The organism is Lelliottia sp. GFLA7 (genome assembly GCF_056490165.1).
Genome location: NZ_JBWLAQ010000004.1, coordinates 24,672 through 39,483, shown reverse-complemented (window position 1 = coordinate 39,483; position 14,812 = coordinate 24,672). Strand labels below are relative to the sequence as shown.

The 14,812-nt window shown below is 56.2% G+C and carries 13 protein-coding genes; 9 read left to right on the top strand and 4 right to left on the bottom strand.

Features of this window, described 5'->3' with window-relative positions; genetic code table 11:
- Positions 1 to 3 precede the first annotated feature (3 nt).
- Genes AC07RN_RS13230 through hycI form a run of 5 tightly spaced genes read left to right on the top strand, consistent with a single transcriptional unit; the run spans position 4 to position 3,887 of the window.
- Positions 4 to 1,713, top strand: a complete 1,710-nt coding sequence (locus tag AC07RN_RS13230; protein ID WP_131486182.1) for a hydrogenase large subunit — start codon at positions 4 to 6, stop codon at positions 1,711 to 1,713.
- A 9-nt stretch (positions 1,714 to 1,722) separates the two neighbouring features.
- Positions 1,723 to 2,265: a formate hydrogenlyase complex iron-sulfur subunit gene (locus AC07RN_RS13225; RefSeq protein ID WP_235133942.1), complete on the top strand. Its 543-nt coding sequence runs from the start codon at positions 1,723 to 1,725 to the stop codon at positions 2,263 to 2,265.
- The gene (locus AC07RN_RS13220; RefSeq protein ID WP_478336572.1) at positions 2,265 to 3,029 is read left to right on the top strand and encodes an NADH-quinone oxidoreductase subunit B family protein; all 765 of its coding nucleotides are present in this window, start codon (positions 2,265 to 2,267) and stop codon (positions 3,027 to 3,029) included. The genes AC07RN_RS13225 and AC07RN_RS13220 overlap by 1 nt, the downstream gene beginning before the upstream one ends.
- Complete coding sequence (locus tag AC07RN_RS13215) at positions 3,029 to 3,439, top strand: formate hydrogenlyase maturation HycH family protein (RefSeq protein WP_407437305.1); 411 nt, start codon at positions 3,029 to 3,031, stop codon at positions 3,437 to 3,439. The genes AC07RN_RS13220 and AC07RN_RS13215 overlap by 1 nt, the downstream gene beginning before the upstream one ends.
- Entirely contained in the window at positions 3,432 to 3,887 is a 456-nt protein-coding gene (gene hycI, locus AC07RN_RS13210) for a hydrogenase maturation peptidase HycI (protein ID WP_478336571.1), read from the top strand. The genes AC07RN_RS13215 and hycI overlap by 8 nt, the downstream gene beginning before the upstream one ends.
- Positions 3,888 to 4,002: 115 nt before the next feature.
- Here hycI and AC07RN_RS13205 read toward each other — a convergent pair whose 3' ends face one another.
- Positions 4,003 to 5,427 (bottom strand): 6-phospho-beta-glucosidase, encoded by a 1,425-nt coding sequence (locus tag AC07RN_RS13205; RefSeq protein WP_478336570.1) that lies wholly within the window; start codon positions 5,425 to 5,427, stop codon positions 4,003 to 4,005.
- Between the two features lie 19 nt (positions 5,428 to 5,446).
- Positions 5,447 to 6,898, bottom strand: a complete 1,452-nt coding sequence (gene ascF / locus AC07RN_RS13200; RefSeq protein WP_015960181.1) for a PTS cellobiose/arbutin/salicin transporter subunit IIBC — start codon at positions 6,896 to 6,898, stop codon at positions 5,447 to 5,449.
- A 214-nt stretch (positions 6,899 to 7,112) separates the two neighbouring features.
- On the opposite strand from ascF, the gene AC07RN_RS13195 reads away from it, so the two are divergent.
- From AC07RN_RS13195 to AC07RN_RS13180, 4 genes are all read left to right on the top strand, one after another.
- Positions 7,113 to 8,126: a LacI family DNA-binding transcriptional regulator gene (locus AC07RN_RS13195; protein ID WP_015960180.1), complete on the top strand. Its 1,014-nt coding sequence runs from the start codon at positions 7,113 to 7,115 to the stop codon at positions 8,124 to 8,126.
- Between the two features lie 132 nt (positions 8,127 to 8,258).
- The gene (gene hydN / locus AC07RN_RS13190) at positions 8,259 to 8,804 is read left to right on the top strand and encodes an electron transport protein HydN (protein ID WP_015960179.1); all 546 of its coding nucleotides are present in this window, start codon (positions 8,259 to 8,261) and stop codon (positions 8,802 to 8,804) included.
- Positions 8,805 to 8,806: 2 nt separating this feature from the next.
- Positions 8,807 to 11,062 (top strand): carbamoyltransferase HypF, encoded by a 2,256-nt coding sequence (gene hypF, locus AC07RN_RS13185; RefSeq protein WP_478336569.1) that lies wholly within the window; start codon positions 8,807 to 8,809, stop codon positions 11,060 to 11,062.
- Positions 11,043 to 12,071: a HoxN/HupN/NixA family nickel/cobalt transporter gene (locus tag AC07RN_RS13180; protein ID WP_478336568.1), complete on the top strand. Its 1,029-nt coding sequence runs from the start codon at positions 11,043 to 11,045 to the stop codon at positions 12,069 to 12,071. Before hypF ends, AC07RN_RS13180 begins: the two co-directional genes overlap by 20 nt.
- A 73-nt stretch (positions 12,072 to 12,144) precedes the next feature.
- On the opposite strand, the gene norW is transcribed toward AC07RN_RS13180, so the two are convergent.
- Both norW and norV read right to left on the bottom strand, forming a co-directional pair.
- Positions 12,145 to 13,278 carry an NADH:flavorubredoxin reductase NorW gene (gene norW / locus AC07RN_RS13175; protein ID WP_478336567.1) on the bottom strand — a complete coding sequence of 378 codons (1,134 nt, stop codon included), beginning with the start codon at positions 13,276 to 13,278 and terminating at the stop codon, positions 12,145 to 12,147.
- The gene (norV, locus tag AC07RN_RS13170) at positions 13,275 to 14,723 is read right to left on the bottom strand and encodes an anaerobic nitric oxide reductase flavorubredoxin (protein WP_478336566.1); all 1,449 of its coding nucleotides are present in this window, start codon (positions 14,721 to 14,723) and stop codon (positions 13,275 to 13,277) included. Before norV ends, norW begins: the two co-directional genes overlap by 4 nt.
- Positions 14,724 to 14,812 lie beyond the last annotated feature (89 nt).

The following is a 14,812-nucleotide window of genomic DNA, read 5'->3' as shown; positions in this document are numbered from 1 at the left end:
AGCATGTCAGAAGAAAAAACAGGTCAAAACTATCTCGCCGCGCTGCATCAGGCTTTCCCCGGCGTAGTGCTGGAAGAGTCCTGGCAGACCAAAGATCAGATAACCGTCACCATCAAGGTGAACTATCTGCCCGAAGTGGTGGAGTTTCTTTATTACCAGCAGGGCGGCTGGCTGTCGGTGCTGTTTGGTAACGATGAGCGTCAGCTGTGCGGCAATTACGCGGTCTACTACGTGATGTCGATGGAGCAGGGTGTGAAGTGCTGGCTCACCGTACGCGTCGAAGTGGATCCGAATAAACCGGAATATCCGTCCGTCACGCCGCGCGTGCCCGCGGCCGTCTGGGGCGAGCGCGAAGTGCGCGACATGTACGGTCTTGTGCCGGTGGGTCTGCCGGATGAGCGCCGTCTGGTATTGCCGGACGACTGGCCGGACGAACTCTATCCGCTGCGTAAAGACAGCATGGATTATCGCCAGCGCCCAGCGCCGACAACCGACAGTGAAACCTACGAATTCATTAACGAGCTGGGCAGCAAAAAGAACAACGTGGTGCCGATTGGCCCGCTACACGTCACCTCCGATGAACCGGGCCATTTCCGTTTGTTCGTCGACGGTGAAAACATTATCGACGCCGATTACCGCCTGTTCTATGTCCATCGCGGTATGGAAAAACTGGCGGAAACCCGCATGGGTTACAACGAAGTCACCTTCCTGTCTGACCGCGTGTGCGGCATCTGCGGCTTTGCCCACAGCACCGCCTATACCACCTCGGTCGAAAACGGCATGGGAATTGTGGTGCCGGAACGTGCGCAGATGATCCGCGCCATTTTGCTGGAAGTGGAACGTCTGCATTCGCACCTGCTCAACCTGGGGCTGGCCTGCCACTTTGTCGGTTTTGATTCCGGATTTATGCAGTTCTTCCGCGTGCGTGAAGCCTCCATGAAAATGGCCGAGATCCTGACCGGCGCGCGTAAAACCTACGGCCTGAATCTGATCGGCGGGATTCGTCGCGATCTGCTGAAAGACGACATGATCCAGACCCGCCTGCTGGCTCAGCAGATGCGCCGCGACGTGCAGGAGCTGGTCGATATGTTGCTCAGCACGCCAAACATCGAACAGCGTACCGTGGGCATTGGTCGTCTTGATCCGCAAATCGCCCGCGATTTTAGCAACGTCGGCCCGATGGTTCGCGCTAGCGGTCACGCTCGCGATACCCGCACCGATCACCCGTTCGTGGGTTATGGCCTGCTGCCTATGACGATTCACACCGAACAGGGTTGCGACGTGATTTCGCGTCTGAAAGTTCGCATCAACGAAGTGTTTACCGCGCTGAATATGATCGATTTTGGTCTGGATAACCTGCCGGGCGGCCCGCTGATGGTCGAAGGTTTTACCTATATCCCTAACCGCTTTGCTCTGGGTTTTGCCGAAGCGCCGCGCGGAGATGACATTCACTGGAGCATGACCGGCGACAACCAGAAGCTGTACCGCTGGCGCTGTCGTGCGGCGACTTACGCCAACTGGCCGACGCTGCGCTATATGCTGCGCGGCAACACCGTCTCTGATGCGCCGCTGATCATCGGTAGCCTGGATCCGTGCTACTCCTGCACCGATCGCATGACGGTGGTCGATGTGCGTAAAAAGAAAAGCAAAGTGGTGGCGTACAAAGAGCTTGAACGCTACAGCATCGAGCGCAAGAACTCGCCGCTGAAATAAGGACGCGTGATGTTTACCTTTATCAAAAAAGTGGTCAAAACCGGCACGGTTACCAGCAGTTATCCGCTGGAGCCGATTCCGGTCGATAAAAACTTTCGCGGCAAACCTGAACACAATCCGCAGCAGTGCATTGGTTGCGCTGCCTGTGTGAATGCCTGCCCGTCGAATGCGTTGACGGTTGAAACGGATCTGGCCACCAAAGAGCTGGCCTGGCAGTTCAACCTTGGGCGCTGCATTTTTTGCGGTCGCTGCGAAGAGGTTTGTCCGACGGTCGCGATTAAGCTGTCGCAGGAGTACGAACTGGCGGTGTGGAAAAAAGAAGATTTTCTCCAGCAGTCGCGCTTTGCCCTGTGTCATTGCCGGGTGTGCAGTCGTCCTTTCGCCGTGCAAAAAGAGATCGACTACGCCATTGCGCTGCTGAAACACAACGGTGACGTCCGCGCAGAACATCACCGCGAAAGCTTTGAAACCTGCCCGGACTGCAAACGCCAAAAATGCCTGTTGCCGTCCGACCGCATTGATTTAACTCGCCATATGAAAGAGGCCAGCTGATGAGCCATTTACTCGGCCCGCGCGACGATAACGGTATTCCGGTGCCGATGACGGTGGATGAATCCATCGCCAACATGAAGGCGTCGCTGCTGAAAAAAATCAAACGCTCTGCCTACGTTTATCGCGTCGACTGCGGCGGGTGCAACGGCTGCGAGATTGAAATCTTCGCCACGCTGTCACCGCTTTTTGATGCCGAACGGTTTGGCATCAAAGTCGTCCCGTCGCCGCGTCATGCTGATATTTTGCTGTTTACCGGCGCGATGACCCGCGCGATGCGCTCACCTGCGCTGCGCGCCTGGCAGTCTGCGCCCGATCCAAAAATTTGTATTTCTTACGGTGCCTGCGGTAACAGCGGCGGGATTTTCCACGACCTTTACTGCGTGTGGGGCGGCACCGACAAAATCGTGCCGGTCGATGTCTATATTCCTGGCTGTCCGCCGACGCCCGCGGCCACGCTGTACGGTTTCGCCATGGCGCTGGGTCTGCTGGAGCAGAAAATCCACGCTCGCGAGCCGGGTGAAATCGACAATCAGCCCGCGACGATCCTGCATCCGGACATGGTGCAGCCGCTGCGCGTTAAAGTCGATCGCACTGCGCGCAGGCTGGCGGGATATCGCTATGGTCGCCAGATTGCCGACGATTATCTGCGTCTGCTGAGCCAGGGCGAACATCAGGTGACACGCTGGCTGGAGGCAGAAAACGATCCGCGTCTGAATGAGATCGTTGCCAATTTAAATCAGGTGGTTGATGAGGCGCGTATCTGATGAGTGAAAGGGTGGTGTTCAGTCAACTGAGCCGTAAGTTTATCGACGAAAACGATGCCACGCCGGATGCGGCGCAGCAGGTGGTTTATTACAGCCTGGCGATTGGTCACCACCTCGGGGTGATCGACTGCCTCGAAGCGGCGTTAAGTTGCCCGTGGCAAGAATACCTGGCGTGGATCGGCACACTGGAGGCGGGGAGCACCGCGCGGCGCAAGATGGAAGGCGTGCCGAAATATGGCGAAATCGTTATCGACAGTAACCATATCGCGATGCTGGCAAACGCGTTTGATGCGGCACTCGCTGTGCAATCCCCCGAGCAGCAGGCGTGGAGCAAAACCCTGCTCAGCATGCTGCACGATATTCATCAGGAGAGCGCCATCTACCTGATGGTGAGGAGGATACGTGACTGACGTTTTACTGTGTGTCGGCAATAGTCTGATGGGCGATGACGGCGCAGGTCCGCTGCTGGCGGAAATGTGCGCCGCACATCCGCAAGGAAACTGGATTGTGATTGATGGCGGCAGTGCGCCGGAAAACGATGTCGTCGCCATTCGTGAAATGCGCCCGGACCGGGTGTTGATTGTGGATGCCACTGATATGGGACTGAATCCCGGCGAAATCCGCCTGGTTGATCCGGACGATATCGCCGAGATGTTTATGATGACGACCCACAATATGCCGCTCAATTATCTGGTCGATCAGATTAAAGAAGATGTGGGTGAGGTGCTGTTTTTAGGCATTCAGCCGGATATTGTCGGTTTTTATTATCCGATGACGCCACAGATCAAAGCGGCGGTAGAGGTGGTTTATTCGCGTCTTGCGCAGTGGAAAGGGGATGGGGGATTCGATCAGCTGTAAGTTGTTGCCCTCACCCTAACCCTCTCCCACGGGGAGAGGGAATTTTTCTCTCACTCTGTTGAGTCGCTGCCTTTCTCCCTCTCCCTGTGGGAGAGGGCGGGGTGAGGGCATCAGGCTAATCCAGATCCGCGCCGTTACTCGCAATCACCTTTTTGTACCACCAGAACGATTTCTTACGAATGCGATCCAATGAACCGTTGCCCGCATCGTCACGATCCACATAAACAAACCCGTAGCGCTTGCTCATTTCGCCCGTCGATGCCGCCACCAAATCGATACAGCCCCAGGACGTGTAACCGATAAGCGGCACGCCGTCTTCGATCGCATCGCCCATTGCGCGGATGTGTTCGCGCAGGTAGCTGATGCGGTAGTCGTCGTTGATCTCGCCGTTAGCGTCAAATTCGTCTTTGGCGCCCAGGCCGTTTTCGACCAGGAATAACGGCTTCTGATAGCGGTCGTACATCATGTTCATGGTGATGCGCAGGCCCAGCGGGTCGATGCCCCAGCCCCATGCGCTCACTTCGATGTGCGGATTACGCAGCGATTTGACGATGTTTGCCGCGCTGGTGTTATTGGCGTTCATATCCGCCGAGGCGCAGCGAGAGGCGTAATAGCTGAACGACACAAAATCGACGGTGTTTTTCAGCAGCTCGTCATCGCCTGGGTCTTTAACAATCGTCACCCCTTTTTCGCGAAATACGCGGGCGGAGTAGGCCGGATAGCTGCCGCGTGCCTGCACGTCGATAAAGAACAGGTTTTCGCGGTCTTTCTCCAGCGCCATCCACACGTCTTCCGGTTTGCAGGAGTAAGGATAGAAATTACCGCCCGCCAGCATGCAGCCAACCTGGTTTTCTGCGTTCACTTCATGGGCGATTTTGGTCGCCAGCGCGCTTGCGACCAGCTCGTGGTGCGCGGCCTGATATTTCACCTGATCTTCGTTTTCACCTTCTTCAAACACCAGCCCGGCACCGGAGAACGGGCTATGGAGCATGATGTTGATTTCATTGAAGGTCAGCCAGTACTTCACCAGACCGTTAAACTCTTCAAAACAGGTGCGGGCATAACGGGCGAAGAAATCGACCATTTTGCGGTTACGCCATGAACCGTATTCCGTGACCAGATGCATTGGCACGTCAAAGTGGCACAGGGTCACCAGCGGTTCGATGTTGTGCTTTCTGCACTCTTCAAACACTGCGCGATAAAAGGCGATGCCTTCCTGATTGGGCAGCGGCTCGTCGCCGTTCGGATAGAGACGGCTCCAGGCAATCGAGGTGCGGAAAACCGTAAAACCCATCTCCGCCATCAGGGCGATGTCTTCTTTGTAGCGATGGTAAAAATCAATCGCCTCGTGGCTTGGGTAAAATTCATCCTCGCGCAGCGCAAAACGTTTTTCCTTACCGACCTTCACCGCCAGGCGATTGGCGCCGTGGGGGATCATATCGACCGTGGTCAGCCCTTTTCCGCCTTCGCGGTACGCGCCTTCACTCTGGTTGGCGGCCAGTGCGCCGCCCCATAGAAATCCTTGTGGAAAAACAGACATTTTTACCTCGCTATTCATTTTATGCTCGTGCTTCCTGTGCCTGAACCGGCGCGGTTTGCAGGGCGCGTGCTTTTTCTGCATCGTCTTCGACCGGGATATCCTCAAAGCCGAGGATCAGGGTCAGAACAAACGATAACACCACCGCCAGCGCCATCACGCCAAACACCCATACGATAGTCATCGGGTTGGCCGGATCAAAGAACTGTACGCTGGTAAACAGCCCTGGAGCCGCCATCGAATGGCTGGCAAGACCGGCAATTCCAGCGACTGCGCCGCAGATGAAACCGCTGATTAAACTCGCAATCAGCGGGCGTTTCAGACGGATTGCCACGCCGTACAGCGCGGGTTCAGAAATACCCGCCATGATGGCAGACGCTGCCGCCGCTAACGCCGTCTGGCGCAGCTCCGGGTTTTTGGTCTTCCAGGCGACCGCCAGAGAAGAACCACCGAGCGACAGGTTTGCGCCAATCTCAGATGGCATTACCATCCCTTCTTTGCCCGTTTCGGCAATGGTCTGGATAATCGTCGGGGTAAACACGCGGTGCATCCCGGTCATCACTAGCAGCGGCCACAATGCGCCCATAATCGCGACCGACAGCCAGCCCAGATAGCCGTGAACAGTGTAAACCAGCGCGGAGATGGCGCTACCGATCCAGATCCCAAGCGGGCCAATTAAGACGATGGCGAGCGGAGCCGCAATCAGCACGATCAGCATCGGTTTGAGGAAGTTTTTGGTCACCGCAGGGGTAATTTTGTCTACCCACACTTCGATGTACGACAGACACCAGGTCATGACCAGCGCCGGGATCACGGTATAAGTGTATTTCACCGCCGTTACCGGAATAAACGCGAACTCAACGTGCTCGCCCTGCGCGGCTTTCGCCATCAGCTCAATAAAGCTCGGATGCACCAGCACGCCTGCGATGGCAATCGCCAGCGACACGTTGGTTTTGAATTTAATCGCAGCGGACGCGGCCACCATCAGCGGCAGGAAGAAGAACGCGCCGTCGCCGATAACCGTCAGAATAGTCAGGGTCGGCGCGCCTTTTGGCAGCACTCCGGTCATTTCCAGAATCATGGCCAGCAGCTTCACCATGGAGCCGCCAATGATCGCCGGGATCAGCGGAGACATCGTGCCGATCAACGCGTCCAATATTCCGGCCCCGATGCGGCGCAGCGTGAGTTTTTGCGGCCCCTGCGGTTGTGCGGGCTGCATTCCTGCCGGGAGCAGGCTCACCACTTCGCGATACGCTTGTGAAACGGTGTTGCCGATAATCACCTGGCACTGATTGTCATTGCGCACTACGCCGAGCACGCCGCTAATGCTTTTCAGCGTTGCGCTGTCCACTTTACTTTCGTCGTGCAGAACGAAACGCAGGCGCGTCATACAGTGGGTGACGGCAGCGACGTTGTCTTTTCCGCCGAGCGCGCTGACGACATCGTTCGCCAGTGCAGCATAATTTTTGGCCATCGGGTGAGATCCTGTTGTCGTTTTGAGAATGGATAGGAAACCGGTTTCACAAAATCATGAATAGTTTTCTCGTATGAAACAAGATGGAAATATGTACATTTTTTACATTCGTGATAACGATCACTTTGGCGTATCGAAAGCGTGATATTCGCGCTGCGACATTGTTTACGCAGTGCAGTACACTGCGGCACATCAGGTTTTGAGGAAAAATACAATGACCACGATGCTGGAAGTGGCGAAGCGGGCAGGGGTGTCGAAAGCGACGGTTTCGCGGGTGCTGTCGGGCAATGGCTATGTGAGCCAGGAGACCAAAGATCGCGTTTTTCAGGCGATTGAAGAGAGCGGCTACCGGCCCAATTTGCTGGCGCGAAATCTGGCAACAAAACGGACGCAAACCCTCGGGCTGGTGGTGACCAACACCTTGTATCACGGCGTTTATTTTAGCGAGCTGTTGTTTCACGCCGCGCGAATGACCGAAGAGAAAGGTCGGCAGCTGATTCTGGCCGATGGCAAGCACAGCGCCGATGAGGAGCGCGAAGCGATTCAGTATCTGCTGGATATGCGCTGCGATGCGATCATCATCTATCCGCGCTTTTTGAGCGTGGAGGAGATGGATGACATCATCCAGAAACACGAGCAGCCGATAATGGTGCTAAACCGCCGCCTGCGTAAAAACAGCAGCCATTGCGTCTGGTCAGATCATAAAGCCTCGTGTCAGGCGGCGGTGTCGCAGCTGATCGACATGGGGCACCGGGACATCGCGTTTATCACCGGATCGCTGGATTCCCCCACCGGTATTGAGCGCCTTTCCGGGTACAAAGACGCGCTGGCTCAGCATCACATTCCCCTGAACGACGCTTTGATCGTGGAAGGGAAATGGAACCCTGAAAGCGGAGCGGCGGGCGTTTCGACCCTGCTGTCGCGCGGTGAGACCTTTACCGCGCTGGTGGCCAGCAATGACGACATGGCGATTGGCGCAGTGAAACAGTTGCACGACAGCGGCATCGCCACGCCGGGCCAGGTTTCTGTTATTGGTTTCGATGATGTGGCTATAGCGCCGTATATCATTCCATCGCTTTCCAGCGTGCGGATTCCGGTGACGGAGATGATCAAAGAGACCATTAGCCGCCTGATTTTTATGCTCGACGGCGGCGACTTTACCTTGCAACAAACCTTCTCGGGTGAACTGATCCTGCGTGACTCGGTGATAGCCGGTCCACATGTCTAGCATCGACAGATGTCATCGTCACTTGTGTCGATGACAGACCTCTGCTCTTGATAAATCCCGTAAAATCAGGCCACTAAAACATGGCACGGTTTATGTATGTTTTGCCGCATGAATGTCATGCTGGAGAAGCAAATGAACCGTTTTATTATGGCTGATGCAAGTAAATGTATTGGCTGCCGTACCTGCGAAGTGGCGTGTGTGGTGTCACATCAGGCGCAGCAGGATTGTGCGTCCCTTACCCCCGAATCTTTTCTGCCGCGTATTCATGTCATTAAGGGCGTGAATATCTCGACGGCGGCGATCTGTCGTCAGTGCGAAGATGCACCGTGCGCCAACGTCTGCCCTAACGGTGCCATTAATCGTGAAAATGGTTTTGTACAGGTGATGCAGGAACGCTGTATTGGCTGCAAAACCTGCGTGGTGGCGTGTCCGTATGGCGCGATGGAAGTGGTTGTGCGCCCGGTAGTACGCAACAGTGGTGCGGGTCTGAACGTGCGTGCGGACAAAGCCGAAGCCAACAAATGCGATTTGTGCCATCACCGTGAAACCGGCCCGGCGTGTATGGAAGCCTGTCCGACACATGCGCTGGTGTGTGTGGATCGCAATAAACTCGAACAGATGAGCGCCGAAAAACGCCGTCGTGCGGCGTTTGATACCTCGGCAGCCATGCTGTTCTGACGATGAGTGGCGGCGGGGTACAGTTGCGGGTGCGCGGCAAAGTCCAGGGCGTCGGTTTTCGCCCGTTCGTCTGGCAACTGGCGAATCAGCTGCATTTGTGCGGTGATGTCTGCAACGATGGCGAAGGCGTGCTGGTGCGTTTGTCGGGCGATGCGGTAGCGTTTACCGAGCAGCTCTTGCAACAGTGTCCGCCGCTGGCACGTATTGACGAAGTGGAGACACAGCCCTTCCGCTGGCCGCGTCCGCCTGCGGATTTCACTATCCGGCACAGTGCGGGTGGGGCGATGGCAACCCAAATCGTGCCGGATGCCGCCACGTGCCCGGCGTGCCTTGCGGAAATGCGCGACCCGCGTGAGCGCCGCTATCGCTATCCGTTTATCAACTGTACCCACTGCGGGCCGCGCTTTACCATTATTCGCGCTATGCCCTACGACCGTCCGGCAACGTCGATGGCGCATTTCCCGCTTTGCGCCCCGTGCGAAGAGGAGTACCGGAATCCCGCCGATCGCCGTTTCCATGCCCAGCCTGTCGCTTGCCCGGACTGCGGACCGGAACTCGAATGGCGCTCGGGTGACGAACGTTTTTCACATGAAAACGCGCTGCAGGCGGCGGTAAAATTGCTCAAAGCCGGTGGAATTGTCGCCATCAAAAGTCTCGGCGGTTTTCACCTGGTATGCGATGCACGCAATATTCAGGCGATCTCACGGTTGCGGGAGCGCAAACATCGCCCGGCTAAACCGCTGGCGGTTATGGTGGCGGATGTCGCGCGTTTACCCGCCCCCATTCAGAAATTATTACGATCACCTGCCGCGCCCATTGTCCTGACATCAAAAACATTTCTCCCTGAGCTGCCGCATGAGATTGCGCCTGGTCTGGACACAATTGGCGTGATGCTCCCTTCGAATCCGCTACAGCATTTGCTGATGGATGACATGGCCTGTCCGCTGGTAATGACGTCCGGAAACCTCAGCGGTAAACCCCCTGCGATGACCAATCAGCAAGCGCTGGATGACTTGGGCACTTTCGCTGACGGATTTTTGCTGCACAACCGCGACATTTTGCAGCGAATGGATGATTCCGTTGTGGACGACGAAGGCGCGATGCTGCGTCGTGCGCGGGGCTACGTGCCGGATGCGATAGCGTTGCCTGATGGGTTTACGGATATTCCGCCAATGCTGGCGCTGGGCGCAGACATGAAAAATACGTTTTGTCTGTTGCGCGGCGGGCAGGCGGTGCTGAGCCAGCATTTTGGCGATCTGGGCGACGAGGGCGTTGAGAGCCAATGGCGCGGCGCGCTTGCGGTAATTCAGCAGATGTATGATTTCCGCCCTGAGCACATCGTGTGTGACGCGCACCCGGGCTATCGCAGCGCACAATGGGCGACCAAAATGGCGCTGCCAAAACAGACGGTGTTGCATCATCATGCCCATGCGGCGGCGTGTCTGGCCGAAAATGGCTGGCCGCTGGAGGGCGGCGATGTTATCGCGCTGACGCTCGACGGTATCGGAATGGGTGAAAACGGTGCGCTGTGGGGCGGCGAGTGCCTGCGGGTGAATTATCTGACCTGCGAACACGTGGGCGGATTGCCTGCCGTAGCGCTGCCAGGCGGCGATCTGGCGGCGCGGCAGCCGTGGCGAAATCTGCTCGCACACTGCCTGGCATTTGTTCCTGACTGGCTATCGCGGCCTGAAACGCGCCCAGTGCAACAGCAAAACTGGCCGCTGCTGGCTACCGCAATTGCCAGGGGCATCAACGCGCCGCTGGCGTCTTCCTGCGGACGGTTATTTGATGCCGTGGCCTGTGCGCTTGCGATTGCGCCAGAGGTGCAAAGCTATGAAGGCGAAGCGGCCTGCAAACTGGAAGCGCTGGCGACGCGGTGCGCCGGCGTTCAACATCCCGTTACGATGCCGCTTAAAAATACTGTGCCTGACTTAGCCACATTCTGGCAGCAGTGGCTCAACTGGCAGGCGGAACCCGATGAACGCGCATGGATATTTCATGACGCGCTGGCGAAAGGGCTGGCAGATTGGGTTCGCTATCACGCCGAACGGCTGTCTCTTTCCACGATTTGCTTTAGCGGTGGCGTGCTGCATAACCGATTGCTGCGGGCACGCCTGCAATTTTACCTCGCGGACTTCCAACTGCTTTTCCCCTCGAAATTGCCTGCGGGCGATGGGGCGATCTCTTTCGGGCAAGCGGTAGTCGCCGCCGCCCGCATCTGCTCACAAAGGAACTCACATGTTACGACTCATCCGTAGCGAACCCCGCGCGGCGCTTTTGCTCTCAATTCTGGCAATGGCGAATCTGCTTGCCTGGGGCTGGGCGTGGCGAACGTTTAGCGGCAGTACGGCGCTGATGGCAGCCAGCCTGCTGGCGTGGTGTTACGGGCTGCGGCACGCGGTTGATGCCGATCATATTGCCGCCATTGATACCGTGACGCGTAAAATGATGCAGCAAGGCCAACGACCTTCGGGCATCGGGGCGTGGTTCTCTTTGGGTCACTCCACGATTGTGGTGCTGGCGACGATAGCCATTGCCGCCACGGCGACGGCATTTCAAAAGAACATGACCTGGTTTCACGAAACGGGCAGCGTGATTGGTACCGCTGTCTCCGCGACGTTCCTGCTGGCGATGGCGCTGGTCAATATGGTGATTTTACGTGGCGTCTGGCGCAGTTTTCAGGCGCTGAAAAAAGGGCGCGTGACGCGTGTTGACGCAGAGCTCCCGGTGACGGGCGGCGTGATGAGCAGGTTATTTGGCGCGACGTTCCGGTTGGTGAGCAAAAGCTGGCAGATGTATCTGGTCGGTTTCCTGTTTGGACTGGGGTTTGACACTGCCACCGAAATTGGCGTGCTGGGGATCTCGGCCGCCAGCGCATCACACGGAATGTCAGTCTGGTCGATTATGATTTTCCCAGCGCTGTTTGCCAGCGGGATGGCGCTGATTGATACGATTGATAATTTACTGATGGTCGGGGCTTACGGTTGGGCGTTCAATAAACCGCAGCGCAAGCTCTATTACAATATGACCATCACCGGCACCTCGGTCGTGGTGGCGCTATTTATCGGCGGGCTGGAAGCATTGGGCCTGCTGATGGATAAGTTCCGGCTTAGCGGCGGCATCTGGAATGGCGTGGCGATGGTCAACGATAACCTGGGTAACGCGGGATTTTTCGTGGTCGGTTTGTTTATTGCCTGCTGGTTAATCTCGATGCTGAATTACCGTTGGCGTGGTTACGATGCGCTTGAATACCAAAAGTGTGAATAAAAAAAGCCCCGGGACACCGGGGCTGCGGATCATAAAATCCTAACGTTAAGCAAGAGGGGCAAGAGACTGAGGGTTAAACGGGTAACGATTTCAGCAGAGCGAAAGCCTCCTTCATGCGATCTTCGCTGACCACAAAGGCACGGAGCTGACCGTCATTATCCATTCCACGCGCCACCATCCCTTGTGTTTCAAGCGTAATTTGCCAGTTCAGATCCTGACGCTGCGTTTCGCCTGCGAGATGCAGCGGCAATTCAGGCGTTTTCACTTTCACCAGCATGGCGGGTAATTTCAGCGGTGTGCTCGCGCCAAGCAGATTTTTCGCTAAATACATCGCGCTGATCTGAATGGGTTGCAGGAATGGCAGCACCTGGCCGTTTATTTCTGCACAATCTCCCAGCGCATAAATATCGGGCTGTGTGGTTTGCAGATAGCTGTCGACCTTCACACCGAGATGGGTTTCTGCGCCGGCCCGGCGGGCGAGCGCGGTTTCTGGACGCAAACCGGTTGCGGCAACTACGACGTCGATTTCCACGCTGCGGTTCCGGTCGAGCTTCGCGCGAATCCCGGTGTCGGTTTTTGTCAGGCTCTGTAACTGTGATTTCAGCAGCTGATGCACGCCCATATCCGTCAGGCGATGCTGTAAGCGACTGCTGACTTCTGCCGGCATCAGGGCTGATAAAATACGGGCAGCATGATCAACCAGCGTCACGGATTTACCAGCGCGGCAAAAATCCATTGCCAGTTCGGTGCCTATCAGGCCCCCGCCAACAATCATCACCCGCTGGGCGTCGCGAAGCGTGGTTTCGCAAGCCTTGTACTCCTGCTGACTGTTTAGCGTCAGCATGAGCTCATGTCCTTCAATTAGCGGCACAAAAGCCGACGCACCCGTTGCCAGCACCAGTTTATCGTAATGCCACTGTTTATCTTTGGCCTTCACACAGTGCGCGGCGGCGTCGATATCGGTTACCCAGGTGTAAGGGAAAAGACGCAGGTTGAACTGTTCGGCAAACTCCCCCGCCGTCTGGCGGGTGAGGTCGTCTGCACGCTGGCTCTGGCTGATGACGTGGCTGAGATCCGGCTTGTTGTACTCGTCCATACTGTCAGCGGCGATGAGCGTCAGCGGCACATTCGCGTCTTGTTTGCGGATATTTTTCACCAGCTGACGGGCGGCAAAACCCGAGCCGATGATCACGATTCCGTGGCTCATTTTGCCTCCGTTGCCAGGACGTCAAAAACGTCTTTACCGAGTGAACATTCCGGGCACAGGAAATTATCCGGTACGTCGCTCCACGGCGTGCCTGGCGCAACGTCCTGAAGCGGCTCGCCCAATGCAGGATCGTAAACCCACTGGCAAACGCTGCACTGCATGCAGGGGCCAAGATCTGCTGTCGCAGCGGCGGCGCAGGCGCAATTTTCCTGCTGTTGTGCCGGTTTGACTGAAGCTTCCGGCAATGGAGCGAGCGCCCACTGACGTGCAATTTCACGGCCATGCTGGCGGCAAATTTCCAGCGCATCGACGTCCGGGCGCCATTTCGCTTTCAGGCTCATCGACATTTCGAAACCGGCATCTTGCAAGCGCGTGGACAGGCGATCAACCGCGCCGCCGCTCCAGCCGTGGGAGCCAAAAGCACTGGCCCGTTTGTTACGAAAACGCAGGCCCGTCATCTCTTCGACCAGACCGGCAATCTTCGGCATCATCACGTTGTTCATGGTCGACGTTCCCACCAGCACGCCTTTGGAGCGGAAAACGTTGGTCAGGATTTCGTTTTTATCGCTGCGCGCCACGTTGAAGATTTTCACCGCCACGTTCGGGTCAACTTCATTAATACCCTGAGCAATGGCGTCTGCCATCATGCGGGTGTTGTTGGACATGGTGTCGTAAAACAGGGTGATGCGGTCTTCCTGATAATCCGCCGCCCATTTCAGATACAGTTCCACAATTTGCGTTGGGTTTTCGCGCCACACCACGCCGTGGGAGGTGGCAATCATATCCACTGGCAAATTGAAGCCGAGAATCTCAGTGATTTTTGGCGTCACCAGACGGCTGAAAGGCGTCAGGATGTTGGCGTAATAGCGCTGGCACTGTTCAAACAGTTCGGTCTGATCCACTTCGTCGTTGAACAGGCGCTCGTCGCAGTAGTGCTGACCAAAAGCGTCATTGCTGAACAACACCGCGTCACCCGTCATGTAAGTCATCATGCTGTCGGGCCAGTGCAGCATCGGGGTTTCAACGAAGATCAGCTGTTTGCCGTTGCCAATATCCAGCGAGTCACCGGTTTTGACCGTGTGGAAGTTCCACTCCGGATGGTGGTGATGGCCGTTGATAGAGTCGATGGCGTTGGTGGTGCAGTAAATCGGGATGTTTGGGATGTAGGACATCAGCTCGGTCAGCGCACCGGCGTGGTCTTCTTCCGCATGATTAATGATGATGTAGTCGATGGCGTCCAGATCGATTTCGCTACGCAGGTTCTGCACGAACTCGCGGCTGAATTTGTGATCGACGGTATCGATCAGGACGTTTTTACCTTCACGAATCAGATAGCTGTTGTAGCTGCTGCCGCGCAGAGTTTTGTATTCGGTACCATGAAAATCACGCACTTCCCAGTCACGTTGGCCGACCCAATGAATGTTATTTTTAACCAGAATAGACATAGCAACCTCAAATTAACACGGTGTTTTTAACTAAGATGATTTGCTTATATCAAGTTGCGTGCCAACTATTTAAGTTATTGATTTTAGTT

Excerpts from the sequence above, each read along its gene's own strand:
- AC07RN_RS13230 (WP_131486182.1), top strand. The coding sequence starts at position 4 with ATGTCAGAAGAAAAAACAGGTCAAAACTATCTCGCCGCGCTGCATCAG.
- AC07RN_RS13225 (WP_235133942.1), top strand. The coding sequence starts at position 1,723 with ATGTTTACCTTTATCAAAAAAGTGGTCAAAACCGGCACGGTTACCAGC.
- AC07RN_RS13220 (WP_478336572.1), top strand. The coding sequence starts at position 2,265 with ATGAGCCATTTACTCGGCCCGCGCGACGATAACGGTATTCCGGTGCCG.
- AC07RN_RS13215 (WP_407437305.1), top strand. The coding sequence starts at position 3,029 with ATGAGTGAAAGGGTGGTGTTCAGTCAACTGAGCCGTAAGTTTATCGAC.
- AC07RN_RS13205 (WP_478336570.1), bottom strand. The coding sequence starts at position 5,427 with ATGTCTGTTTTTCCACAAGGATTTCTATGGGGCGGCGCACTGGCCGCC.
- ascF (WP_015960181.1), bottom strand. The coding sequence starts at position 6,898 with ATGGCCAAAAATTATGCTGCACTGGCGAACGATGTCGTCAGCGCGCTC.
- AC07RN_RS13195 (WP_015960180.1), top strand. The coding sequence starts at position 7,113 with ATGACCACGATGCTGGAAGTGGCGAAGCGGGCAGGGGTGTCGAAAGCG.
- hydN (WP_015960179.1), top strand. The coding sequence starts at position 8,259 with ATGAACCGTTTTATTATGGCTGATGCAAGTAAATGTATTGGCTGCCGT.
- hypF (WP_478336569.1), top strand. The coding sequence starts at position 8,807 with ATGAGTGGCGGCGGGGTACAGTTGCGGGTGCGCGGCAAAGTCCAGGGC.
- AC07RN_RS13180 (WP_478336568.1), top strand. The coding sequence starts at position 11,043 with ATGTTACGACTCATCCGTAGCGAACCCCGCGCGGCGCTTTTGCTCTCA.
- norW (WP_478336567.1), bottom strand. The coding sequence starts at position 13,278 with ATGAGCCACGGAATCGTGATCATCGGCTCGGGTTTTGCCGCCCGTCAG.
- norV (WP_478336566.1), bottom strand. The coding sequence starts at position 14,723 with ATGTCTATTCTGGTTAAAAATAACATTCATTGGGTCGGCCAACGTGAC.